We start from the raw sequence: 22,743 nt of genomic DNA, 5'->3' as shown, positions 1-22,743 counted from the left end.
CCATCATCGCAACCGTGCGAAAGCTCATCACAATCCTCAACGCAATCGCTCGATCAGACCCGGCATTCGCACAGTAGATCCACGGTTGCTTGTCCCGAGGATCTACTCACGTATCGTATGATCGGTCGGTTGCAGATGCTCGGGACAGGCCCGAGCATGACGATAGAGACCCTGGAGGATGGCATCCTCAAGCGAAGGCGGCAGAAAATTCTCTGCCGCATCCACTCTTCGCCCTCAGAGATAATCCCGCTTCACCGTTTCCAGAACGGCGGCAAAGCGCTCCTTGCGCTCTTCCAGCCGGCCATCCGGGCTGAGACGCGGCTCCGCGCGGCTTGCCTGCCAGAGCGCCAGCGTGGAAGGCGCGGCCAGCACCTGCTTGGCCAATTTGCGCAATGACCGAGGCTGCGTTTCCTGCGGCCGCACCAGCACGTCACCCTCATGCGCCGGGCCCTCATGCGCCGGAACGGAACCGGTCTCGGCAATGACGGGGCCGGGCGGCGGCGGGAAGCTCATGCCCCAGAAGCGCGAGCCCTTTTTCGCCGCCTCGGCGCGGGTCGAAACCGGCACATAGCGCGGCTGATATTCGACACCCACGCTGCCAGCCCAGTCGCTCCATTTGAAGCTGTTGATCGACGGCGAGGTGCTGACCGCGACCCATGGCACGCGGAAGGCATCGGCAAGGATTGCGCCATGCATGGATTCGGCAACGATGAATTCCGACTGGGCGATGGCGCGGATTACCGCTTTCGCCTCGCCGCGCGGGTCGAGATAGGTCAGCCCCGCCGGTTCGCAGACGGTTTCCCACATGCCGAATTCCGCCGATTCCCAGTGCGGAACGAAGGTCTTCTTGTAGAGCTTAGGCAGGCCTTTGAAATCGGGCATCTCGGTGACCATGACGGCCGGGTCGACAATGCCCTTTTCGGGCGCGAGCCCCAGCTTGGCGGCGGTTTTTTCGCCGCGCACGCAGCGAATATCCCAGAACTCGGCGCTGATATCCGGCACCGCGCCATAACCATAACCGCTGCCGATCACCAGCTTGCGCTGCTTTGCGGGCAAAAGAACGTCGTTCAGCACGGTGCCGACGCCGACGAGCATGACATCGTCATGCACATCGCGCAGGCCCGGAAGCAGAAAATCCCACAGCCACAGGTTGAGATCGTCACCGAAATTTCCGTGATGAGATTCCCAGTGGTAAGGTTTCATGAGGTCACTCCTGGGTGAAAAAACATATAAATTCTTGCGGGCGAGAATTCGCTCATCTGGAGCGGACGATTTTTCCAGCACCGAGCTCGAAAGCGGCGCGCAGCAGTGCCGGATCGCGCATCGCCCATTTCAGGAGCAGCCCGAATTCGGGCGCCTTGCGCCGTTTCAGATTGCCCGCCTGGCTCCACAGCGCCTGTTTGCGCGCCGTGTTTTTATAGGAAGCGATGGAGGCGACATCGTCCGGCCGGCGTGAAAAACGCCCCTCCAGCGTATCGAGCGCTACCCAGGTATTGAACTGCTGGCGCAGGAATTCCGGCGAGGTATTGTCGATGCTGTGGAAGATATTGACCCCCATGCCGCGCATCGCGCCAGCGTCGTCACAGAGAAGCGTGCGCTTCGATGCGAGGATGGAATCGCAGAAAAACAGCACGTCTTCCGCCGCCAGACGAAGCGCCGGGTCAAAGCGGATTTTCTCAAAAAGAGGACGGCCGATCACCATGCAGGAGAGATGCAGGAAGCTCCAGTTGCGCAGCATCACACTTGCCAGATCCGGCAGTTCGATCACCAGCGGCTTCTCGGAAAGCCGTGCCGCGCCCTCATTCTTCTCCAGCTCGGAAATGGCGAAATGATAATAAAATTCGTCACTTGCCTGCATGGATGCCCAGTAGCACTCGCCGCCATAGGTCTGAAGCGCAAAGGCCGCATTCTGCAGATGATCGGGTGTCCAGATATCGTCGGAATCAAGAAAGGCGACATAGTCCGTGCCGTCAGGCACATTGTCCAGACCGGTGTTGCGGGCGCCGCCCGGGCCGGCATTGGCCTGTTTAATGACGAGAATCCGGTCTTTCTCACCCTGCGAAAGTTCCGCAAGTTCCTGATCGATCGGGTATGGCGATTCGTCATCGACGATGACAAGATCGAAATCCTGGTAAGTCTGCGCAAAAACCGATGCGAGTGCACGTCCCAAGACACCGTGCTGCTTTTGGTAGTAGGGAATGACGACAGTAAATCTTGCCATTGTTTCGCCCCTTGCGTTGATCAAGAAGTGTCGGGCCCGATCCTAAAAGCGGCCCCGATGGTATCGGCAACTCCCAACCGGCTTTCCTCCCGCCGGCCTCCAGAAACAGGATGCTTGTATGCCCCCAGCGCCAAATGTAAAGACCATCACCACGAATGTCGGCTGGAGCGTTTTATCAAAAACAGGGACATTCGGGCTTAAATTTGTCACGGTCCCAATTCTCGCAAGACTGCTTTCCCCGGAGGAATTCGGGGTGGTTGCGGTAGGACTAACGGTTGTACAGTTCCTGACGATGATCGCCGGCGCGGGGCTGACCTCTGCCCTCATCGTCGAAAAGGAAGAGGATATGGAAACGATCCATACCGTCTTCTGGGCCAATCTCGCCATCTCCTGCACCATGGCCGCAGTCCTCTACATCTTCGCGGAATTTTTCGGCGGGCTGCTGGGCGCGGTGGAAAGCGCTTACCTGCTGCGCATCATGGCCTTCCTCATTCCGCTGCAGCTTGCCGGCGATGTCGCCTATTCGCTGCTCGCCCGGCGCATGAATTTCAGCAAGGATGCGCTTTGGAGCATGGCGTCGGAAAGCATTGCTGCCATCGTCGCGGTCGCGCTCGCCTTCATGGGCTTCGGCGTCTGGGCGCTGATCATCCAGCTTTTTGCCGCGGCCCTCATCCGGCTTGTCGGCCTTTATGCCGTTTCGCGCTATTGCCCGCGCTTCGTCATGAAACCGCGCCGGCTGGTGCCGCTTCTCGGCTTCAGCTCGGGGCTGATGGGCTCGGAAATCGCCAATTTCGTTACCTTCCAGTCGCCGATGGTGGTCATTGCCCGACACCTGGGTCTGGCCGATGCCGGCGCCTACTCCGCCTCCAACCGCTTTGCCAGCATTCCCAACCAGGTGGTTCTGTCAGCCGTCATGGGTGTCCTGTTTCCCGCCTTCAGCCGCATGATGGACGACCCGCAGCGCCGGCGCGATGCGCTGATGTTCAGTACGCAGGTGCTGACCGTGCTCCTGGCACCGATGATGTTCGGCCTCTGGGCCGTGGCGGAGCCGGCCATGCTTGTCATCTTCGGGCAGAACTGGGCCTATGCCTGGCCGGTCCTCGGTCTGCTCGCCCTGTCCAAGGCCATTCTGACGCCGTGCAGCACCTTCATCCCGTATCTGAAGGGAGCAGGTTACGGCCGCGTGCTGTTCTGGTCGGCGACCATCCGCGCCATCGTCACCACCGTCGCGGTCTGGCTTGCCGCGCTTTATGGCACCCTGATCGACGCGATGGTGTGGCTCTGCATCGTCAATGCGGTAACGCTGGTCGCCTATTCCTGGGCGGTGTTCAAGGCAAGCGATACGCCCTTCTTCCGCGGCCTTTATGTCAGCAGCCGGCCGATGATCGCGGCGCTGGTGATGGCCGTTGCGGTACGTTATCTGCTTCACCTTCTGGCTGAGCGCGTTCCCAATGCCACGCTTCAGGTTCTCATCGGCGCTGCCGTCGGCGGCGTCATCTATGCGGTGCTGATCCTGCTGACCGAACGGGCGCTGCTCGGGAAAATTCTCGGAATGGTCAAATCGCGGCGTATGCGGGATACTGCAACCCAAGGTTAGTTCAACCATAGAAAAACGCGCCTCATTTCCGCCGTTAACCGGTCTTTTCCGCGGTGATTTCCCTCGCCGCGGCAGGGCGTGATGGCGGTTCTTTTTGCAGCGCAATATCACGACAAATGACAATTTCACACGCTTCGGCGATTTTTAACGATGACCAGATTTAGAAAAATACCAGTAATTTCAGATATTTGAATTTTTACAGCGACAGGAATGACCGAAACGCCAGACATTCACCCGCAAAATCTAAGCTTGTGTTTTTCCCGCGTCGCCACATTTTATCCCAAAGTCGAAACCAGACTTTCCAGTGCGGGCTTAAGTTCGCTCTGGTTGCAACGCGGCGTGGGTGGACGCCGCCCAATAGGGGTGACTGATGTGACTGTCGATCAGAACCTATCCTCCCGTATCAATTTGATGCGCATACTGCTGATCTCCGGGATCGTGTTCGTCCATGTGCCGCACGATGCCGAAACCAGCCCTTTTCTCGGCCTTTACGGTTTCTTCGACTGGCTGCGGGTTTTCCTGGGCGATGCGCTGTTTCGCATCGGCGTGCCCTGTCTCAGCGCCATTTCCGGCTATCTGCTGTTTCGCCGCGGCATGAGCGGTTTCGATTATCCGGCGACGATCCGCTCCAAGTCGAAAACCGTGCTGCTGCCTTTCCTTCTGTGGAATGGCGCGCTGTTTGCGGCCGTATTGCTGATCCAGCTCTTCGATGTCGGCGTGGGGTATTTCCCCGATCTGTGGAATGCCAGCCCGCGTGAAATCATCAGCCACGGAACGGCGCTTGAGGAACTGCCGGTGAATGTGCCGCTGTATTTCCTGCGCGACCTCTTCGTCTGCATCCTACTGTCGCCGGTGCTCGCCTTTCTGATGCGCCGTTTCGCCCTGCCGACGCTCGCCATCCTGCTCTTCATCACCGCCATGCCAGACCTGACGATTTTCATCGTTCAGAAGAAATCCATTCTTTTCAGCTTCTCGCTCGGCATTGCGCTCGCGCTTCATCGTATCGACGTCAAGGCGCTGGACCCCTATGCCGTGCCGATCATGGCGCTGACCTTTGCCGCCTCGGCCATATTGGCGACGGGACTTTATTTCACCGGCCCGGAATTCACCTTCTGGCTCAACATGTCCCGCAATCTGCTTGCCGTTTTCGGCGCGCTCGGTTTCTGGGCGTCTTCTGCGCTGTTGATCCGCAGCCGGCTTGGTCAGCGACTTGCCGAAACCGGCAGCCTGAGCTTCTGGATTTTCTGCGCCCATTATCCGCTGCTCGTCATCATGTGGATGGTGTGGAACAAGGGCGGGCCGGATTTCTACCCCGCCTTCTATATCAGCGCGACGCTCTCCGCCTTCGTCATTCTGGTGGTCAGCAATGCCCAGACCCGCAAATACCTGCCGGCCGTCTATGCCGTGCTGACCGGAAGTCGCAGCGGCAAAGGCAAGACGAAGGCCGATTTTGCGGCAAAACGAGCCGCCATGATCGGCCCGCCGACATCCGAAACGCTTTATTCGCAACGACAGAGGTGAACCAATGACAACATTTGTCACCCGCGTTCAGACACGCATTCTTCTCGCCGCAGCCCTTCTGGCCGCTCCCTTTGCGACGCCGGGCCAGGCACAGGAAGGCAATGGCGCATCCTTCATCGAGAACTTCGATTCCATGGACAGAAGCTTCTGGTACGTGTCCGACGGCTGGAACAATGGCGCGCATCAGAACTGCACCTGGTCGAAGAAACTGGCGACGGTGGAGAACGGCCAGCTGACACTCGGTTTCGAAGAAGCCAAGGCTGGAGACCGCAAATTCGCCTGCGGTGAAATCCAGACCAAGGGCCGTTATCGCTACGGCACCTATGAAGCACGCATGAAGGCCGCCACCGGCTCGGGCCTCAACTCCGCCTTCTTCACCTATATCGGCCCGACCGACAAGAAGCCGCACGATGAAATCGACTTCGAGGTTCTGGGCAAGAACACGGGCAAGGTGCAGCTGAACCAGTATATTTCCGCCAAGGGCGGCAATGAGAAGCTGGTGCCGGTGGAAGGCGGAGCCGATGCCGGCTTCAACGACTACGCCTTCGTCTGGGAGCCGCAGCGCCTGCGTTATTACGTCAACGGCAAGCTCGTCCATGAAGTGACGGACGAGTCGAAAATTCCCCAGAATGCCCAGAAGATTTTCTTCAGCCTGTGGGGCACCGATACGCTGAGAGACTGGATGGGCGCCTTCTCCTATTCCGGCGCAACGCAAATGATCGTCGACCGGTTTGCCTTCACGGCGCTCGGCGACAAATGCCAGTTCCCGGAATCCATTGCCTGCGCCCTCAACTGATTTTTTTGAACCAACCCGTCATCCGCGGCGTCTCTGACGCATGAACCAACCGGACCCTTGCATGACCCACGTTCTATATCTCGCGCATGATCTGTCGGACCCCGCCATTCGTCGGCGGGTGCTGACCCTGCTTGCGGGCGGGGCGCGGGTGACGCTGGTGGGCTTCCGGCGCGGACAGAACCGACTGGCGGAGATTGAAGGCGTCTTACCCGTCGTGCTCGGGGAAACCGCCGACGGGCAGTTTCTGCAGCGCATGGCGGCGGTGGCGAAAGCCAGCCTCTCGCTCGGCAAGACCCTGAACGGCATCCCCGCCCCCGACGTTATTCTCGCCAGAAATCTGGAAATGCTGGCGCTGGCAAAGCGGGCCATGTCGATCTATGCCGGGCAGCCGGCGCTGGTTTATGAATGTCTCGACATTCACCGCCTGCTTCTCAACACGGGCAAGCCCGGACAGATGCTGAATGCCGCGCAGCGTTATTTCGCACGCGACGCAAAGCTGCTGATCACCAGTTCTCCGGCCTTCGTGGAGCATTATTTCAAGCCCGTGTCGGGCCTCGATCTTCCCGTCCTGCTGCAGGAAAACAAGGTGCTGGCGCTCGACGCCACTGTTGCCTCCGCGCCGCAGCCACGCGCGCCCGCCCCCGGCGAACCGTGGAAAATCGGCTGGTTCGGCGCGCTTCGCTGCCGCAAATCGCTGGAAATCCTTGCCGAATTTGCCCGTCAAATGCAGGGCAAAGTCGAAATCATCCTGCGCGGCCGGCCGGCCTATTCGGAATTTGCCGATTTCGACGGCTTCGTAGCCGCCGCCCCGCATGTGCATTTCCATGGGCCTTACAAGAACCCCGAAGACCTTGCCGCCATCTATAACGAGGTGCAATTCACCTGGGCGATAGACTTTTTCGAGGAAGGCCAGAATTCCAGCTGGCTGCTGCCCAACCGGCTTTACGAGGGCTGCCTTTATGGCACCCTGCCGATTGCGCTTGCCGGCACGGAAACCGCCCGCTTCATCGAAAAGCGCGATATCGGCTTCGTCCTGCAACATGCGGGCGCTGACGATCTCGCCGCGCTGTTTAACCGGATGAACCCGCAAACCTATGCGGACGCCTTCAACACCCTCTCGGCACTCGACAGGAAACAATGGCTGACCGACCGCGACGATTGCCGTCTGCTGGTGCAGCAATTGTCCTCTCTCGCCAAATCCGCTTCCGGCCATGCCCGTGAAGCGCAGTTTTCACCCGTGTAGTGCGTAGGGGGCAAATCATGGAAGGTCTTGGTCATTCCGGCATCAGAACGCTGATCGTCATTCCCTGCCTCAATGAGGCGAAGACGATCGAGGGGCTGCTTGTCAAATTCACCGGCGCGATGCAGGGGCGTCTTTTCCGCATCGTGGTTGCCGATGGCGGCAGCACGGATGGAACCCGCGATATCGTTTCCGCCTTTGCGGCGGCGGATGACCGCGTGACGCTTCTCGCCAATCCGAAGCGCATCCAGAGCGCCGGCATCAACCTTGCCGTCGCCACCTTCGGCGAGGATTTCGACTACCTCATCCGCATCGACGCCCATGGCGATTATCCCGATGATTATTGCCAGCGGCTGATCGAGGATGCGGAGCGCACCGGCGCGGATTCCGTCGTCGTCGCCATGGATACCGTCGGCCACGGCCTGTTTCAGAAGGCGACGGCCATCGCCCAGAATTCCAAGCTCGGCAATGGCGGCTCCAAGCACCGCGAAGGCGCGAAAGGCCACTGGATCGACCATGGCCACCACGCGCTGATGCGGATCGCCGCTTTCGACGCGGTCGGCGGTTATGATGAAAGCTTCAGCCATAATGAGGATGCCGAGCTGGATTTCCGCCTGCGCAAATCGGGTTTCCGCATCTGGATGACCGACAAGACCCGCATGACCTATTATCCGCGCGCGAGCGTCATGCCGCTCTTCAGGCAATATCTCGCCTATGGCCGCGGCCGGGCAAAGAACCTCCTGAAACATCGCTCTATCCCGAAAATCCGCCAGATGATCCCGCTCGCCGTGCTGCCGGTTTTCATCCTGGCGCTGCTGTCGCTTGTGCATTGGGCGGCACTTATTCCGCTCGGCCTCTGGATCGCCGCATGTGTGGGTTATGGCTTGTGGATGGCAATAGGTCAGAAAAACCCATACGGCCCGCTCGCCGCCTTTTCGGCGATGGTGATGCATCTGGCCTGGTCCACCGGCTTCTGGCTGGAACTCCTGAAATTCCGGGGAAGAAAGGCTGTCTCATGACCGACAACACCGTCACCCGCCCAGATGATTCGAAAACCGTCGATATCGGCATCTGCACCTACAGACGCCCCGCACTTATCGCCACACTTCTGTCACTCTTCGAGCTGGACGTGCCGGAAGGCGTGAAAGTTCGGCTGATTGTTGCGGATAATGACGAGGAGCCGAGCGCCAGGGCGAGCGTCGATCGCCTGCGCGAAACCGCGCCCTTCGAGATTACCTATGTGCATTGCCCGAAATCGAATATTTCGATTGCCCGCAATGCCTGCCTGTCGGAATGCAGGGCGGATTATCTGGCCTTCATCGATGATGACGAGACCGCGCCGCCGCATTGGCTCTGCGCCCTTCTGGAAAAGGCCGACGAGACCGGCGCGGAAGCCGTCCTCGGCCCCGTAACGGCGGTTTACCGGGACAATGCGCCGGGCTGGATGAAACGCGGCGATTTCCACTCGACCGTTCCGGTCTGGGTCAATGGCGAGATCATCACCGGTTATACCTGCAACACATTGCTCAAGATGGATGCGCCCTCGGTGAAGGGCCGGCGCTTCGCGCTGGCGCTCGGCCAGAGCGGCGGTGAGGACACTCATTTCTTTTCGCATCTTCACGCCGCCGGCGGCCGTATCGTTTTTGCGGAAGATGCCATGCTCTCCGAACCGGTGCCGGAAAACCGCGCAAGCTTCATGTGGCTTGCCAAACGCCGCTTCCGCTCCGGCCAGACCCATGGCCGTGTGCTGGCGGACAGGAAACCCGGTATACGCCGCGTGGTGCAGGTGCTGAAGGCAGGTTCGAAAGTGCTGTATTGCGCCGTCTTCGCCGCCTTGAACGGTTTCAACGCCGTGCGCCGCAACCGTTATGCGCTGCGCGGTGCATTGCATATGGGCTCGATGAGCGGCGCTTTTGGCGTGCGTGAAATCCGCCAGTATGGCGCGGTGGAGGCGACCTGATGGAAAACCTTGCCTCGCCGCCCGATATCAGCTTCGTCATCGCCGCCTATAATGCCGCCGATACGATTGAAGCCGCCATTCAAAGCGCACTCGACCAGCAGGGTGTGACGCTGGAAGTGATCGTCGTCGACGACCGTTCCGCCGATGGCACCATTGCGCTCGTGGAAGGTATCGCCATCGTCGACCCACGCGTCCGCCTGCTTGCTCTTGCCGAAAACCTCGGTCCGGGCGGGGCACGCAATGCCGGCATCGAAGCCGCGACGGGACGCTGGATCGCCGTGCTCGATTCCGACGATGTCATCCGCCCGGAGCGCTCCGCCTGCATGATGTGCCGGGCGGAAGCCGCCAATGCGGCGATTGCGGTCGATAATCTCGATGTCGTCTATACCGACGGCAGGCCGATGGAGACGATGTTTCCGGAAGACTTTCTGGAGGAACGGCCGGTTCTCACGCTTGAGGACTTCATTTCCTCCAACATCCTGTTCCGCGCCACCTTCAACTTTGGCTACATGAAACCGATGTTCCGACGCGATTTCCTCAATGTTGAGGGACTGCGTTTTCGCGAGGATATCCGCATCGGCGAGGATTATATCCTGCTCGCCTCGGCGCTCGCCGCCGGCGGTCTCTGCGTCATCGAACCGAAGCCGGGTTATGTCTACAATATCCGCGAAGGCTCGATTTCGCGCGTGCTCGAACTGCACCACGTCGAAGCGATGATGCGGGCGGATCAGGAATTCCTGAGCCATTACACTTTGCTACCCGCCGCCATGGATGCGCAGCAGGCGAGAGCCCGCAGCCTGCGGCTGGCGCATAATTTTTTGACATTGGTGGAAAACATCAAGAGCCGCTCGATACTGGGCGCCTTGAAGACCACGATAAGGGATCCTGCCGTGCTGGGGCACTTAAGAATGCCGATAGCGGTGCGGCTGAGGAGGCTGCGGGATGCGATGTTTGCGCCCGCAGCGAATACTGGGGTGAAAAGACAGATTTCGTGAAATTGACGCGTGGACGAAATCTGCGCGGGGACTGGGGACAGATCAAACCTTGATGAAGGAGAACGCGATGGACCTGAACAAAACTGTCAGAAAAGCCGTCATTCCCGTAGCTGGCAACGGCACACGGTTTTTGCCCGCCACCAAGGCGATGCCGAAGGAAATGCTGACGATCGTGGATCGTCCGGTCGTGCAATATGCCGTTGACGAAGCCATGCAGGCCGGCATCGAACACATTATTTTCGTGACGAGCCGCAACAAGACCGCCATCGAAGACTATTTCGACAGCGCGCCGGAACTCATCAACACGCTCACCCGCTCCGGCAAGACCGTGCAGGTGCTGCAGCTTGAAAAGATGCTGCCGGTTGCCGGCACTGTCAGCTATACGCGCCAGCAGGTGCCGCTCGGTCTCGGCCACGCCGTCTGGTGTGCGCGCGAGCTGGTGGGCAAGGAGCCTTTCGCCCTGCTGTTGCCTGACATGGTTTCCTATGGCGCCCGCGGCTGCATCGCTGGCCTGATGGAGCTCTATGACGAAGTCGGCGGCAATATTCTCGGCGTCGAGGAATGCCTGCCGGAAGAAGTCTCGTCCTATGGCGTCGTCGGCGTCGGCCAGAAGGTCAATCACGGTTTCGCCGTCACCGAAATGGTCGAAAAGCCGGAACCTTCGAGAGCGCCTTCGAATTATTACCTGAATGGCCGTTACATCCTGCAGCCGGAAATCTTCGATATTCTCGCCAGGCAGGAGCGCGGCGCGGGCAATGAAATCCAGCTGACCGACGGCATGAAGCGGCTTGCCGAAAAGCAGTCTTTCCATGCGCAGAAATATAGCGGCCGCACTTTCGACTGCGGCAGCAAGCAGGGCTTCATCGCCGCCAACGTCGCCTTCTCGCTGATGCGCGCCGACATGGAAGCTCAGGTTCTCGCTTCGGTGAAGGAACTGGTGGCAAACCACGAAAGCCGCGTCCAGGCGGCCTGACTTTAATCGCGCCGCCGGGGGAGGCGGCCGGCGCACCAATAACGGGAGGCGGGAAGGCGAGCATGTGTTCGGCTTCCCGCGTACCATTTTAATTCACAAGGTAGGTCCATGCACCACAAGACCTTTAAATCCAATATCGGTTTTCCGGAGTCCGGCAAGGATTCCGACACGTTCATCGACCTCGACCGCCTGTGGGCCGCCGTGGTGCGTCGTGCCAATGTCATAGCCGCTTCGGTCATCGCCGCCGTGGTTCTGGCCGGCCTTTATCTGGTGCTTGCGACCCCCGTTTACACCGCGATGACGCAGGTGCTCCTGGATGAAAGTCTTTCCCGTTATGCGGAAGAGGAATCGCCGGTGCCCGCCGCGCAGATCGTTGACAACCGCATCGCCAGCGCCGTGGAAATTTTGAAATCCAAGGAAATGGCGCTTACGGTGGTCGACAAGGCCAGGCTCGATGAGAACGACACCATCGTCAATCCGCCGATGTCGCCGGTCGAACTCGTCAAATCCTCCGTGCGCGGCATTCTCGATCTCGTCCTGCCGGGCGATCCGCCGGTCTCCGAAGCCGCAATCCGCGCCGGACGCCGCGAAAAGGCCGCCGCCGTTCTGCAGCAGTCGCTGACGGTGGAACGTGTCGGCCGCAGCTCGGTCATCGCCATCTCCACCCGCTCGACCGACCGCCAGCTTGCCGCGCAGATCGCCAAGACCTATGCGCAGGCTTACCTTACCGAACAGCTGAACGCCAATTTCGACGCCAGCGAGCGTGCCTCCGTCTGGTTGCAGGAACGCATGACGGACCTGAACCAGCGCGCCCAGGCGGCTGAACTGGCGGTACAGAAATTCAAGTCGGACAACAACATCGTCTCTTCGCGCGGCGAGCTGATGTCGGAAGGCCAGCTTGCCGACCTGAACGGCCAGCTGATTGCCGCGCAGGCCGATGCCGCGACGGCCTCTGCCCGTTACAACCAGTATAAATCGATCATCGACCGGGGACCGGATGCGGCTGTCGACAATGCCGTCGTTTCGGCCCGCGATACCGATAATTCGGTCATTCAGGATCTGCGCAAACGTTACATCACCATTTCCGACCGGCAGCAGGGCATCGTCCAGCAATTCGGCGCCGACCATCCGCAGGCGGTCGCGCTGGACGCCGAGAAGAAAGAGGTTTCGCGGCAGATCTATCAGGAACTGCAACAGCTTACCGGCAGCCTGAAGAACGAATACGACGTCACCAATTCCCGCGTACAGTCGCTGCGCGACAATATCGACAAGGTGGCAGGCCGCAATTCCGAAGCCAACATCACCATGGTCCAGCTGCGCGAACTTGAGCAGCGGGCAACGGCGTTGCGCACCCTCTACCAGTCCTATCTTGGCCGCTTCGAGGAGGCTTCCCAGAAGCAGTCGCTGCCCATCGCCAAGGCGCGCATCATCTCCGAAGCGGGCCTGCCGACATCGCCTTCCAGCCCGAAAAAGACCATGACCATGGCGCTTTCGGTCGTTCTCGGCCTGATGCTCGGTGGCGGTATCGCAGCGCTTCTCGAATTCCGGGATCGCTTCTTCCACACCGGCAATGATGTGCGTGACAATCTGCGCATGCGTTTTCTCGGTTACCTGCCCTTCATCGGTGAAAGGGGCGTGGAAAATGCCAAGGCGGGCAACAGCGCCGCCACCCCCGGCGGCGAGAACGCCACGCTTGACGAAAGCGGACAGGTCTCGTTCCAGAAAATGCTGCGCCTTGCCGTTGACAGCCCGCGTTCCAGCTTCGCGGAAACGCTGCGCAACGTGAAACTCACGGCAGATGTCGTCATTCAGGAACGCCAGTGCCGGGTCATCGGCGTCATTTCCTGCCTGCCGAACGAAGGCAAGTCGGTCGTGGCGCTCAATCTCGCCGGGCTGATCGCCTCCACCGGCAAGCGCACGCTGGTGGTGGATGCGGATATCCGCAATCCCGGCCTCAGCCGCATGTTGACGACACGGCAATCCGCCGGCCTCGTTGAAGTGGTGCTCGATGAAGTGCCGTGGACGCAGGCGGTGAAGGTGGATACACGCACGAAAATGGGCATCCTGCCGGTTTCCACCAGCAACCAGTTCGCCCATTCGAGCGAGCTGCTCTCCTCCTCCGGCATGCGCAAATTCATCGACTCCGCTCGCGAGGCCTGCGATTACATCATCGTCGACCTTGCACCCGTGGTTCCCGTCATCGACGCCAAGGCCTTTGCGCCGCAGGTGGATGGTTTCGTCTTCGTCACCGAATGGGGCAAGACGCCGATCCAGATGGTGCAGAACCTGATGGCCAACGAACCGCAGATCGCCAACAAGACGCTCGGCATCGTGCTGAACAAGACCGACATGACGGAATTGCAGCGTTATGCCGGCCCCGGCGGTTCGGAGCATTATCACGAGAAATTCTCCGCCTATTACGGCGATGCGAAGCCGCCGGTAAAGGAAGATGCGTGATCGTGAAGATTTAACAGGCCGGTTGCATCCACACTCCGTCACCCCGGCCCCCGAGCCGGAGTCCAGCCAGCCCAAGTCCTTGAGCTGAAAAGAAGTCTTGGCGCCGCGCAGACGCGCGGCGGCTGGATGCCGGATCTAGTCCGGCATGACGGAAGAATCACAAATTCCCCATTCCACCCATGGTATTGCCCACCGAAATTGCGCATTGATGGCGTGAAGCTAAAATCGCAAGCAGGATCAGTCCCATGCCATCACCCATCGCCTTTGTTTCACGGATGAATGCGGAAACGGAAGCCGTCTGGAAACAGGCGCTACGCGCCGCCATGCCGCAGGAAGACATCCTCTCCTTTTCCGAATTGACGGACGAACAGCGACGGGCAGTGGATTTCGCCATCGTCGCCAATCCCGATCCGGCCAATATCGCGGCACTTCCGGGCCTCAAATGGATCCACAGCCTGTGGGCGGGTGTCGAGCGGCTGGTGCTGGAACTGGGCGATAAGGCTCCCCCCATCGTTCGGCTGAAGGACCCGGAGCTTTCCCGCGTCATGGCCGAAGCCGTGCTGGCATGGACCTATTACCTGCAGCGCGACATGCCCGCCTATCGCGAAAACCAAGAAAAGGCGCTCTGGCAGGAGCTGAACTACCGCCACCCCAGCGAGATGACCGTCGGTCTCCTCGGCCTCGGAGCGCTCGGCACGGCTGCGGCGGAACGCCTTATCCATGCCGGTTTCAACGTTGCAGGCTGGAGCCGCTCGGCCAAGGCGATAAAGGGCGTGGAAACGTTGACCGGCGATGACGGGCTGCAGGCATTGCTTGAAAAGAGCGACATTCTCGTCTGCCTCGTGCCGCTTACCGATGCGACGCGCGGTCTTCTCGATGCCGGCCGTCTCGCTGCAATGAAACAGGGCGCGGCACTCATCAACTTCGCCCGCGGTGCCGTCATCGTTGCCGATGACCTGATTGCCGCACTTGATTCCGGCAGGCTTTCGCACGCTGTTCTCGATGTCTTCGAGCAGGAGCCGTTGCCCGCCGCTTCCGCCTTCTGGCAACATCCCAAAGTTACGGTCCTGCCGCATATTTCCGCGCCGACAAGCCGGGAAAGTTCGGCCCGGATCGTGGCCGGCAATGTTCGTACATGGCGGGAAACGGGCGGACTGCCGGAGACGGTCGACATGGCCCGCGGTTACTGAACGGCGGCAAGGCGGCCTATTCGGCCGCCACCGACTTACCCGTATGGGCCTGTTCAACGGCGGAGACGATCTGCTGTTCGTCATAAGGTTTGGTCAAGAGAACCGCACTTTCCGGCGCTCCTTCCGGCAAATGGCTGTCGCCCGTCGCAAACACAATGGCAAGCCCCGGCTTGCGGCGCAGGGCCTCCACCGCCAGTTCGCCGCCCTTCATGTCGGGCAGGCCGATGTCGGTGACGAGAACGTCGATCTGATCCGCTTCGATAGCCTTCAGCGCCTGCGCCGCATTTCCGGCCTCGACGACGGCAAAGCCGCTCTCCGAGAGCATCTCCGTCGAATTCATCCGGATCAACTCGTCATCCTCGACGAGAAGAACGCGTATGGACCGGTTTTGATTTTCGACCGCCCTGACCGGTTCGGAAAGTTTCGAAGAACCCGGCGCCGATGTCGGCCGCGCTCTCGACAGCGAAACCTGCTTGCGGTTGGCGATGACGTGGCGAATGCGCCGCGCCAGCGCTTCGCGCGTATAGGGTTTGGAGAGAAGCTCCACCCCGGCATCCAGCTTGCCGCCATGCACGATGGAGTTTTCGGTATAACCCGAGGTGAAGAGAACGGCGAGATTGGGCAGCCGTTCCTGCGCGCGGCGCGCCATTTCCCGGCTTTTCAACGGTCCGGGCATTACCACGTCGGTGAAGATGACATCGATCGGAATGCCGCTTTCCACCACCGTCAAACCGGCCTGCGCATCGCGGGCGGTGAGCACGCGGTAGCCGAGATCGCTCAAGGTCTCGACGACGGTGTTGCGCACTTCCTCGTCATCCTCCACCACAAGAATGGTTTCCGTGCCACCCTCCACGGGGCCGGTCGGCATCACCACTTCCCTGTCCTCATCGGCGGCGGAGCGCGGCAGATACATCTTCACCGTCGTGCCCTGCCCCACCTCGCTATAGATGTTGACATGGCCGCTGGACTGTTTCGCAAAACCATAAACCATCGAAAGCCCGAGACCCGTGCCCTTGCCTTCCGGTTTGGTCGAGAAGAACGGCTCGAAGACCTTTTCGAGAATTTCCGGCGACATGCCCGAACCCGTATCGGTGACGGCGAGCATCACATATTGCCCCGCCGAAACTTCCGAGTGCTTGCGGGCATAATCGCGGTCGAGAACCGCATTTCCGACCTCGATGGTCAGCTTGCCCTGCCCTTCCATGGCGTCGCGCGCATTGATGGCCAGATTGAGAAGAGCGTTCTCCACCTGGTTGGGGTCGGCATAGGTATTCCAGAGACCGCCCGAGGTGATGACCTCCACCTCGATCGCCTCGCCGAGCGAGCGGCGAAGCAGATCGTCCATGCCGGTTACGAAACGGGCGATGTTGATGACGCGCGGCTCCAGCGCCTGGCGACGGCCGAAGGCCAGAAGCTGGCTGGCCAGCTTTGCGCCGCGATGAACGCCGGCAAGCGCGTTTTCCAGCCGCCGCTCCGCACGTTCATTGCCGATCACATCCTTTGACAGCAATTGCAGATTGCCGGCGATCACCTGTAGCAGATTGTTGAAATCATGCGCCACGCCGCCGGTGAGCTGGCCGATGGATTCCATTTTCTGCGCCTGCTGTAGCGCCTTTTCGGTCTGGCGGCGCTCGGCCATTTCCGCCTCGACACGCGCCTCGAGGCTCTCGTTCAATTGCCGAAGCTGCTCTTCCGCCCGGATGCGGTGACGAATTTCGCGCTCGAGATTGCTCGCATGTTCCTTGAGGGTGTTTTCGGCCCGCCGCTGTTCGGTGACATCCGTATGGACGCCGACCCATTCGGCAATGGCGCCGGCCTTGTCGAAAATCGGCACGCCCCGGATCGCAAAAGTGCGGTAGACGCCGTCATGGCGGCGCACCCGATGTTCCCAGATATAGGTCGACTTTTCCGCGACCGCTTTGTTCCAGCTGTCGACAGACCCCTGCCTGTCCTCGGGATGGACCGCATCCGCCCAGCCAAAACCCTGATAGTCTTCCGGAGTCTGACCCGTCAAAGCGCTCCAGGCGGGTTGTTCGCCCAGCATCATTCCTTCGGCGCTGTTGGTCCACAGCACGCCGTGCACGGCATCCACCGCAGCACGGAAACGATTGTTGCTGATGAGGATTTCCCGCTCCGAGCGCTTGCGCTCCTCGATATCGATGATCAGCACATAGATGCCGTCGATGGAGCCATCGGCAATGTAACGCGGAACATAGCGGATTTCGGCGGCGCGCGTGCTGCCGTCCGATCTGCTGATCACAGTATCCGAAACGATCTTCTCGCCGCTGAGTGCGCGGTCGAGATAGGCCCTGCGGGCCTCGAAAAACGCCTCACCGACGATTTCGGGAACGCTGCGGCCGATCACCTCCTCGGCGCGGCGGCCGAACCATTCCAGATAGCCGTCATTGGCGAATTTATAAACGTAATCACGGTCGACATATCCGACCAGAATGGGCAGGGCATTGGTAAGCCGGCTCAGTTCCTTGCGGCTCTGTTCCAGCGCCTCCACGGCCTTCACCTTGTCGGTATTTTCAAGCACGGTGCATAAAACGCCGTCTACCGTGCCGCCTTCATTATAGATCGGCGTGTAGAACAGATCGAAGATCACCTCTTCCGGCAGGCCATGCCGCATCAGCGTCATCGGCTGGTCGCGATAGGCCATGACCTCACCGCGAAAACCGGCTTCGAGAATGCGGCTGTTCCAGTCCCATATTTCCGGCCAGATGCCGGGTACGGTTCCGCCCAGCGCCTGCGGGTGATAATTGCCGGCGATCTCCGCATAGCCGTCATTGTAGATCATCACATGATCCCTGCCCCACATCAGCACCTGCGGAATGGGGGAGTTGACGACGGAATTGGCTTTCTGCCTCAGATTTTGCGGCCAGTCGCAAATAGGACCGAGCGATGTCTTCGACCAGTCGAAGCGGCGCACAAGCTCACCCGTTTCACCGCCACCGATCGGCCATACCGGGGCAGCACGAAGATTGGTCATTCAACATCACCACAAAAATCGAGAGAAAGTCTCCCGTAATACAGCACGGGATAAAAGTCCAAGAAAACAAAAACTTCCCTTTATTGTTCCCGGCCTTTTTTTTAAATTTCGAAAAAGTTCCATTCGCGCGAAATATCCGGATGCTCCGCCGGAACCGTGACGCGAATTCGGTATCCCGACACCGCAGATCTGGAGATCACATCCGCCAGACCAGATAATTGATTGATAATTGCCATCCTCAATACGCCAGAATCTGCCGCAAACGGAACGGCCACAAAGGAATTATTAAGCCTCAATACGGGCGCTGGCGGTCGCGGTGCCGCCAGCGCCCGGGTCTTCGCCACACCGCGACCAGAGGGAACAACAATGAAAATACTTTTGGGTGCCACAATTCTTTCCGCCGGCTTCGCCTTTTCAGGCGGCGCGGCCTATGCCGCCGACTGTGGAAACGTGACGATCGCCAGCATGAACTGGCAATCCGCCGAAGTCGCCGCCAATCTGGACAAGCTCATTCTCGAAAAGGGCTACGGATGCTCCGCCGAAATCGTCACCGGCGATACCGTGCCGACTTTGACCTCCATGGCCGAAAAAGGCCAGCCGGATATCGCGCCTGAGGCATGGGTCAGCCTGCAGCCGGAAATCGTCAAGCAGGGGCTGGAAGGCGGCAAGGTCGTTGCGGCCGCCAAGATCCTCTCGGACGGCGCGGTCCAGGGCTGGTGGATTCCGAAATATGTCGCCGACGCCAATCCCGATCTCAAGACCATTCCGGACCTCTTCAAACATCCCGAACTCTTCCCCTCGCCCGAAGACAAATCGAAGGGCGCCGTGTTCAACGGCCCGCAGGGCTGGGGCGGCACTGTCGTCACCGCGCAGCTTTTCAAAGCTTTCGGCGGTGAAAAGGCCGGCTTCACTCTTGTCGACACCGGCTCCGCGGCAGGTCTCGACGGCTCCATCGCCAAGGCTTACGAAGCCAAGCAGCCTTGGGTCGGTTATTACTGGGCGCCCACCTCGCTGCTCGGCAAATATGAGATGGTGAAGCTCGGCTTCGGCGCCGACTACGATGCGGCTGAATGGAAGCGCTGCACATCCGTCGCCGACTGCGCGGACCCGAAGCCGAACGCATGGCAGGTGGATGACGTGCAGACGCTGGTGAGCAAGACCTTCGCCGATCGTGCCGGCCCGGCCATGGACTATCTGAACAAGCGCGCCTGGACCAACGACACGGTCAACAAGCTGATTGCCTGGATGACGGACAACCAGGCGACCGGTGAAGACGGCGCCAAGCACTTCCTGAAGGAAAACGAAGCGCTGTGGACGGGCTGGGTATCTCCTGACGTCGCGGAAAAGGTCAAGGCCGCCCTTTAAAAGCCGGTCCCTGCATATCTGCCCGGCAAACGGCGTCCGCCAGCGGCGACGCCGTGCCCGCATCGGCCCTGGAATGCCTCCCGGCTTTCCGGTGACGATGCGCCGGTTCAACAGAGCGTTCCGCCCTGCGTCCTGACGGATGCGCGGCGCTCTGACGATTTTACTCCCGGAGTGCGGAGGATATCGATCCCCGCCTCCGGTTCGTCATGGAGAACAGGATATGGAATGGCTTTTCAAATTTCCGACCATGAATGACGATGCTCTGCGCGCGCTGAAAAAAGTCATCGACGAGGGGTTCCGGGCTTTCACCCGAACCTATGGCGGCGCAATCGAGGGATTGTTCACCCCCCTTCAGAGCTTCCTCATCTGGGCGGAAAGGCTTTTGATCGGCGCACCCTGGCCGGTCGTTATTCTTATTGTCGGCGCGCTTGCCTGGTTCGGCAGCCGCAGCGCCACCATTGTTTCGCTCTGTTGCGGCATTCTCTTCGCCATCGGCTGGTTCGGCATGTGGGAGGACACGATGAAGACGGTCTCGATGATCTTCGTCTGCGCCGTGTTGTCCATCGTCGTCGGCCTGCCCATCGGCATCGCCATGGCACGCTCCAACCGCCTGCAGAGCGTGGTCAATCCCGTTCTCGACGTGATGCAGACGATGCCGAGTTTCGTCTATCTCATTCCTGTCGTCATGCTGCTCGGCATCGGCCGCGTGCCCGGCGTCATCGCCGTCGTCATCTACGCCATTCCGCCGATGATCCGGCTTACCAACCTCGGCATCCGCATGGTCGACCGCGACGTGCTGGAGGCTGCCGACGCCTTCGGCTCTTCGAAGCGCCAGAAGCTTTTCAAGGTGCAGCTGCCGCTCGCACTGCCCACCATCATGGCCGGCATCAACCAGACCATCATGATGGCGCTCGCCATGGTCGTCATCGCCTCCATGATCGGCGTGCAGGGCCTCGGTCAGCCGGTGCTGAAGGCCATTGCCAACCAGTATTTCACGCTCGGCGTGTTCAACGGGCTTGCCATCGTCGGCATCGCCATCATCTTCGACCGCATCAGCCAGGCCTATGGCCTTCGCCTGCAAAAACACCGGGAAGTGGCGCATGGCTAGTCAATCGATCGAAATTCGCAGCCTCTACAAGATTTTCGGCCCCAGGGCAGCCGACTATGTCGAACCCGTCAAGGCCGGCATGTCCAAGGCGGATCTCAACGCCAAACATGGTCATGTGCTCGGCCTGCGCGATATCAACATCACCATGCCGGGCGGGCAGATCACCGTCATCATGGGCCTTTCCGGTTCCGGCAAATCGACACTGATCCGCCACGTCAACCGGCTGATCGACCCGACCGCCGGCGAAATCCTCTATGGCGGCACGGACGTGTGCCGCCTCAACGAAGCCGAGCTTCTGGAGTTTCGCCGCCACAAGACGGCGATGGTGTTCCAGAAATTCGGCCTCTTGCCACACCGCAACGTGCTGCAGAATGTCGTCTACGGTCTCGAAGTGCAGGGTGTCGACAAGCGCGAGCGGGAGGAAAGGGCGGAAGTCTGGATCAGGCGCGTGGGGCTGGAAGGCTTCTCCGGCCATTATCCGAACCAGCTTTCCGGCGGCATGCAGCAGCGTGTGGGTCTGGCGCGGGCGCTCACCAACAATGCCGAAATCCTGTTGATGGACGAGGCCTATTCGGCGCTCGATCCGCTCATTCGCGTCGATATGCAGACGGTGCTGCTGGAACTGCAGAAAGAACTGAAAAAAACCGTGGTCTTCATCACCCACGATCTCGATGAAGCGCTGCGGCTCGGCGACAAGATCGCCATTCTGCGTGACGGCGAAATCATCCAGCAGGGCACGGCCGCGGAAATCGTCATGTCGCCGGCCGACAGCTATATCGAGGCCTTCGTGGAGGAGGTCAATCGCGGCAGGGTCATTCGCCTCGGCGCCATCGTCCAGCCGGAATTTTCCGGCCAATCGCGGCTTCAGCTGGATGCGGACATGACGGTCGAAGAGGGTCTGCGTGCGCTCGTCCGGGAAAATGTCAGCAGCGCCACGGTCGTCGGGGAAAACGGCAAATCGCTCGGCGCCGTCACCACTGACGCCATCATGCGCTGCCTCGTCAGGACCGCACATGGTGAGGAAGCAGGCACGGCTGAACGCTTGTCAGGCTGAGCCTTCAAGCCACGCGGCCACGCCCTTTGCGGCAGCCTTGCCGGTGGCGAAACAGGCGGTCAAGAGATAACCGCCGGTCGGCGCTTCCCAATCCAGCATTTCCCCGGCAGCAAATATGCCGGGGAGCTTTTCCAGCATGTAGTTCTCATCGAGACCGCTCCACGCGACGCCACCGGCCGATGAAATCGCCTCGGCAATCGGTCTCGTCCGCAAAAGCGGTATCTCGGCATGTTTTATTCTCGCGGCGACGAAATCGTCCGGCATGGCCGCGATGTCGGGAAAGATTTCCCGCAGAAGCCCGACCTTCACAGCCGATAAGCCGGCCGCCTTGCGCATGCGGTTTGCAAAACTCTCCTTCCGCCCGAGTTTCGCCAGATCGCGGCTGAGGCGTTCCACCGTACGTCCCGGCGCAAGATCGATTGCGAGCGACACTTTGCCCACCTCTTCCAGCCGGTCACGCAGCGCGGCGGAATGGGCATAGATCACGCTACCCTCGATGCCATGCTTGGTAATGACGAATTCGCCCTGAAAAGCCCCTGCCGGCGAAATGGTGATGGTGGATTTCACCGCTTCCCCCGCAAAACGCGCGCGGAAGATGTCGCTCCAGTCAACGTCGAAACCGCAATTGGCGGGGCGGAACGGGGAAAGCACCACGCCTTTCTCCGCCAGCGCCGGAACCCATGCGGCATCGGAGCCGAGACGCGGCCAGCTTGCGCCACCGAGCGCCAGAAGAACGGCATCGGCCTTGATGGTAATCTCGCCCTCCGGCGTCGCGAAAACCGGCTGCCCGCCGGGAAAACCCGTCCAGCGATGCCGCGTCCTGATGGTCACCCCCTGCGCCTCCAGCCGGGCAAGCCATGCCCGCAGCAACGGCGAGGCCTTCATGACGGTGGGAAACACCCGACCCGAAGTGCCGACGAAAGTTTCCTGCCCCAGCCCCTGCGCCCAGTCGCGCAGCATATCCGGCGTGAAATCATCGAGAGCGGCGCGCAGCCTCGGTTCCGCATCGCCGAACCGGTGACGGAAGCTGTCGTAATCTTCGGCATGGGTGATGTTGAGGCCGGATTTTCCGGCCATCAGCAATTTGCGCGCCACGGTCGGCATCGCCTCGAATACCGTCACGGCATGGCCTGCGGCCGAAAGCATCTCGGCCGCCATCAACCCCGCCGGTCCGCCGCCGATAATCGCGACCTGCCTCGCCTTTGCCAAAACCCTCTCCATCGCCATCTTCGCCATTCCGAGCCTTATACCGATTTCCGCATGCGAATATATGC

The 22,743-nt window shown here is 60.3% G+C and carries 18 protein-coding genes; 13 read left to right on the top strand and 5 right to left on the bottom strand.

Translation table 11 applies throughout. From position 1 onward, the window contains the following. Positions 1–234: 234 nt before the first annotated feature. Both ACQZ5N_RS16110 and ACQZ5N_RS16105 read right to left on the bottom strand, forming a co-directional pair. Positions 235–1,203: a polysaccharide pyruvyl transferase family protein gene (locus ACQZ5N_RS16110; protein WP_448733446.1), complete on the bottom strand. Its 969-nt coding sequence runs from the start codon at positions 1,201–1,203 to the stop codon at positions 235–237. A 52-nt stretch (positions 1,204–1,255) separates the two neighbouring features. After that, a complete protein-coding gene (locus tag ACQZ5N_RS16105) occupies positions 1,256–2,221 on the bottom strand; it encodes a glycosyltransferase family A protein (protein ID WP_059755880.1) in 966 nt (321 codons plus the stop codon). A 118-nt stretch (positions 2,222–2,339) separates the two neighbouring features. On the opposite strand from ACQZ5N_RS16105, the gene ACQZ5N_RS16100 reads away from it, so the two are divergent. The 10 genes from ACQZ5N_RS16100 to ACQZ5N_RS16055 all read left to right on the top strand — a co-directional run bounded on the left by ACQZ5N_RS16100 (position 2,340) and on the right by ACQZ5N_RS16055 (position 14,950). Further along, the gene (locus tag ACQZ5N_RS16100; RefSeq protein ID WP_149743354.1) at positions 2,340–3,818 is read left to right on the top strand and encodes a lipopolysaccharide biosynthesis protein; all 1,479 of its coding nucleotides are present in this window, start codon (positions 2,340–2,342) and stop codon (positions 3,816–3,818) included. Between the two features lie 372 nt (positions 3,819–4,190). Further along, positions 4,191–5,339, top strand: coding sequence for an acyltransferase family protein (locus ACQZ5N_RS16095; RefSeq protein ID WP_003522134.1), 1,149 nt, complete (start codon positions 4,191–4,193; stop codon positions 5,337–5,339). Positions 5,340–5,343: 4 nt separating this feature from the next. Further along, a complete protein-coding gene (exoK, locus tag ACQZ5N_RS16090) occupies positions 5,344–6,135 on the top strand; it encodes an endo-1,3-1,4-beta-glycanase ExoK (RefSeq protein ID WP_448733445.1) in 792 nt (263 codons plus the stop codon). Positions 6,136–6,196: 61 nt separating this feature from the next. Continuing rightward, positions 6,197–7,378: a glycosyl transferase family 1 gene (locus ACQZ5N_RS16085; RefSeq protein WP_448733444.1), complete on the top strand. Its 1,182-nt coding sequence runs from the start codon at positions 6,197–6,199 to the stop codon at positions 7,376–7,378. A 17-nt stretch (positions 7,379–7,395) separates the two neighbouring features. Next, positions 7,396–8,394 (top strand): glycosyltransferase family 2 protein, encoded by a 999-nt coding sequence (locus ACQZ5N_RS16080; RefSeq protein ID WP_448733443.1) that lies wholly within the window; start codon positions 7,396–7,398, stop codon positions 8,392–8,394. Beyond that, positions 8,391–9,335, top strand: a complete 945-nt coding sequence (locus ACQZ5N_RS16075) for a glycosyltransferase (protein WP_448733442.1) — start codon at positions 8,391–8,393, stop codon at positions 9,333–9,335. Before ACQZ5N_RS16080 ends, ACQZ5N_RS16075 begins: the two co-directional genes overlap by 4 nt. Next, positions 9,335–10,330, top strand: a complete 996-nt coding sequence (locus ACQZ5N_RS16070) for a glycosyltransferase family 2 protein (RefSeq protein ID WP_448733441.1) — start codon at positions 9,335–9,337, stop codon at positions 10,328–10,330. The genes ACQZ5N_RS16075 and ACQZ5N_RS16070 overlap by 1 nt, the downstream gene beginning before the upstream one ends. Positions 10,331–10,397: 67 nt before the next feature. Next, complete coding sequence (locus tag ACQZ5N_RS16065) at positions 10,398–11,303, top strand: UTP--glucose-1-phosphate uridylyltransferase (RefSeq protein WP_448733440.1); 906 nt, start codon at positions 10,398–10,400, stop codon at positions 11,301–11,303. A 108-nt stretch (positions 11,304–11,411) separates the two neighbouring features. Further along, positions 11,412–13,760 (top strand): polysaccharide biosynthesis tyrosine autokinase, encoded by a 2,349-nt coding sequence (locus ACQZ5N_RS16060; protein WP_003522127.1) that lies wholly within the window; start codon positions 11,412–11,414, stop codon positions 13,758–13,760. Positions 13,761–14,005: 245 nt separating this feature from the next. Continuing rightward, positions 14,006–14,950 (top strand): 2-hydroxyacid dehydrogenase, encoded by a 945-nt coding sequence (locus ACQZ5N_RS16055; RefSeq protein WP_448733439.1) that lies wholly within the window; start codon positions 14,006–14,008, stop codon positions 14,948–14,950. 16 nt (positions 14,951–14,966) lie between these two features. On the opposite strand, the gene ACQZ5N_RS16050 is transcribed toward ACQZ5N_RS16055, so the two are convergent. Together ACQZ5N_RS16050 and ACQZ5N_RS16045 are read right to left on the bottom strand one after the other, a co-directional pair. Continuing rightward, positions 14,967–17,942 carry a PAS domain-containing protein gene (locus ACQZ5N_RS16050; protein ID WP_448733438.1) on the bottom strand — a complete coding sequence of 992 codons (2,976 nt, stop codon included), beginning with the start codon at positions 17,940–17,942 and terminating at the stop codon, positions 14,967–14,969. A gap of 101 nt (positions 17,943–18,043) precedes the next feature. Further along, complete coding sequence (locus ACQZ5N_RS16045; RefSeq protein WP_448733437.1) at positions 18,044–18,331, bottom strand: hypothetical protein; 288 nt, start codon at positions 18,329–18,331, stop codon at positions 18,044–18,046. Between ACQZ5N_RS16045 and ACQZ5N_RS16040 the strand changes: the two genes are divergently transcribed. The 3 genes from ACQZ5N_RS16040 (at position 18,309) to ACQZ5N_RS16030 (ending at position 21,469) form a co-directional block, all read left to right on the top strand. Beyond that, positions 18,309–19,307 carry an ABC transporter substrate-binding protein gene (locus tag ACQZ5N_RS16040; RefSeq protein ID WP_035263625.1) on the top strand — a complete coding sequence of 333 codons (999 nt, stop codon included), beginning with the start codon at positions 18,309–18,311 and terminating at the stop codon, positions 19,305–19,307. The genes ACQZ5N_RS16045 and ACQZ5N_RS16040 overlap by 23 nt on opposite strands. A gap of 220 nt (positions 19,308–19,527) precedes the next feature. Continuing rightward, entirely contained in the window at positions 19,528–20,415 is an 888-nt protein-coding gene (locus ACQZ5N_RS16035; protein ID WP_035263623.1) for an ABC transporter permease, read from the top strand. Then, entirely contained in the window at positions 20,408–21,469 is a 1,062-nt protein-coding gene (locus tag ACQZ5N_RS16030; protein WP_448733436.1) for a quaternary amine ABC transporter ATP-binding protein, read from the top strand. Before ACQZ5N_RS16035 ends, ACQZ5N_RS16030 begins: the two co-directional genes overlap by 8 nt. Here ACQZ5N_RS16030 and ACQZ5N_RS16025 read toward each other — a convergent pair. Continuing rightward, on the bottom strand, positions 21,461–22,705 hold the full coding sequence (locus ACQZ5N_RS16025; RefSeq protein ID WP_448733435.1) for a TIGR03862 family flavoprotein: 1,245 nt from the start codon (positions 22,703–22,705) through the stop codon (positions 21,461–21,463). The two genes, ACQZ5N_RS16030 and ACQZ5N_RS16025, sit on opposite strands and share 9 nt — an antisense overlap. Positions 22,706–22,743: the final 38 nt, after the last annotated feature.

The organism is Agrobacterium sp. 22-221-1, from assembly GCF_053522445.1.
The sequence above is the reverse complement of the archived record's forward strand: the minus strand, read 5'-3'. Positions and strand labels throughout refer to the sequence as shown.

What these genes read in the sequence shown, in the direction of transcription:
- ACQZ5N_RS16075 (WP_448733442.1), top strand. Translation starts at nt 8,391, where the DNA reads ATGACCGACAACACCGTCACCCGCCCAGATGATTCGAAAACCGTCGAT.
- ACQZ5N_RS16070 (WP_448733441.1), top strand. Translation starts at nt 9,335, where the DNA reads ATGGAAAACCTTGCCTCGCCGCCCGATATCAGCTTCGTCATCGCCGCC.
- ACQZ5N_RS16025 (WP_448733435.1), bottom strand. Translation starts at nt 22,705, where the DNA reads ATGGCGAAGATGGCGATGGAGAGGGTTTTGGCAAAGGCGAGGCAGGTC.
- ACQZ5N_RS16080 (WP_448733443.1), top strand. Translation starts at nt 7,396, where the DNA reads ATGGAAGGTCTTGGTCATTCCGGCATCAGAACGCTGATCGTCATTCCC.
- ACQZ5N_RS16085 (WP_448733444.1), top strand. Translation starts at nt 6,197, where the DNA reads ATGACCCACGTTCTATATCTCGCGCATGATCTGTCGGACCCCGCCATT.
- ACQZ5N_RS16110 (WP_448733446.1), bottom strand. Translation starts at nt 1,203, where the DNA reads ATGAAACCTTACCACTGGGAATCTCATCACGGAAATTTCGGTGACGAT.
- ACQZ5N_RS16100 (WP_149743354.1), top strand. Translation starts at nt 2,340, where the DNA reads ATGCCCCCAGCGCCAAATGTAAAGACCATCACCACGAATGTCGGCTGG.
- ACQZ5N_RS16035 (WP_035263623.1), top strand. Translation starts at nt 19,528, where the DNA reads ATGGAATGGCTTTTCAAATTTCCGACCATGAATGACGATGCTCTGCGC.
- ACQZ5N_RS16105 (WP_059755880.1), bottom strand. Translation starts at nt 2,221, where the DNA reads ATGGCAAGATTTACTGTCGTCATTCCCTACTACCAAAAGCAGCACGGT.
- ACQZ5N_RS16055 (WP_448733439.1), top strand. Translation starts at nt 14,006, where the DNA reads ATGCCATCACCCATCGCCTTTGTTTCACGGATGAATGCGGAAACGGAA.
- ACQZ5N_RS16040 (WP_035263625.1), top strand. Translation starts at nt 18,309, where the DNA reads ATGAAAATACTTTTGGGTGCCACAATTCTTTCCGCCGGCTTCGCCTTT.
- ACQZ5N_RS16065 (WP_448733440.1), top strand. Translation starts at nt 10,398, where the DNA reads ATGGACCTGAACAAAACTGTCAGAAAAGCCGTCATTCCCGTAGCTGGC.
- exoK (WP_448733445.1), top strand. Translation starts at nt 5,344, where the DNA reads ATGACAACATTTGTCACCCGCGTTCAGACACGCATTCTTCTCGCCGCA.
- ACQZ5N_RS16050 (WP_448733438.1), bottom strand. Translation starts at nt 17,942, where the DNA reads ATGACCAATCTTCGTGCTGCCCCGGTATGGCCGATCGGTGGCGGTGAA.
- ACQZ5N_RS16060 (WP_003522127.1), top strand. Translation starts at nt 11,412, where the DNA reads ATGCACCACAAGACCTTTAAATCCAATATCGGTTTTCCGGAGTCCGGC.
- ACQZ5N_RS16030 (WP_448733436.1), top strand. Translation starts at nt 20,408, where the DNA reads ATGGCTAGTCAATCGATCGAAATTCGCAGCCTCTACAAGATTTTCGGC.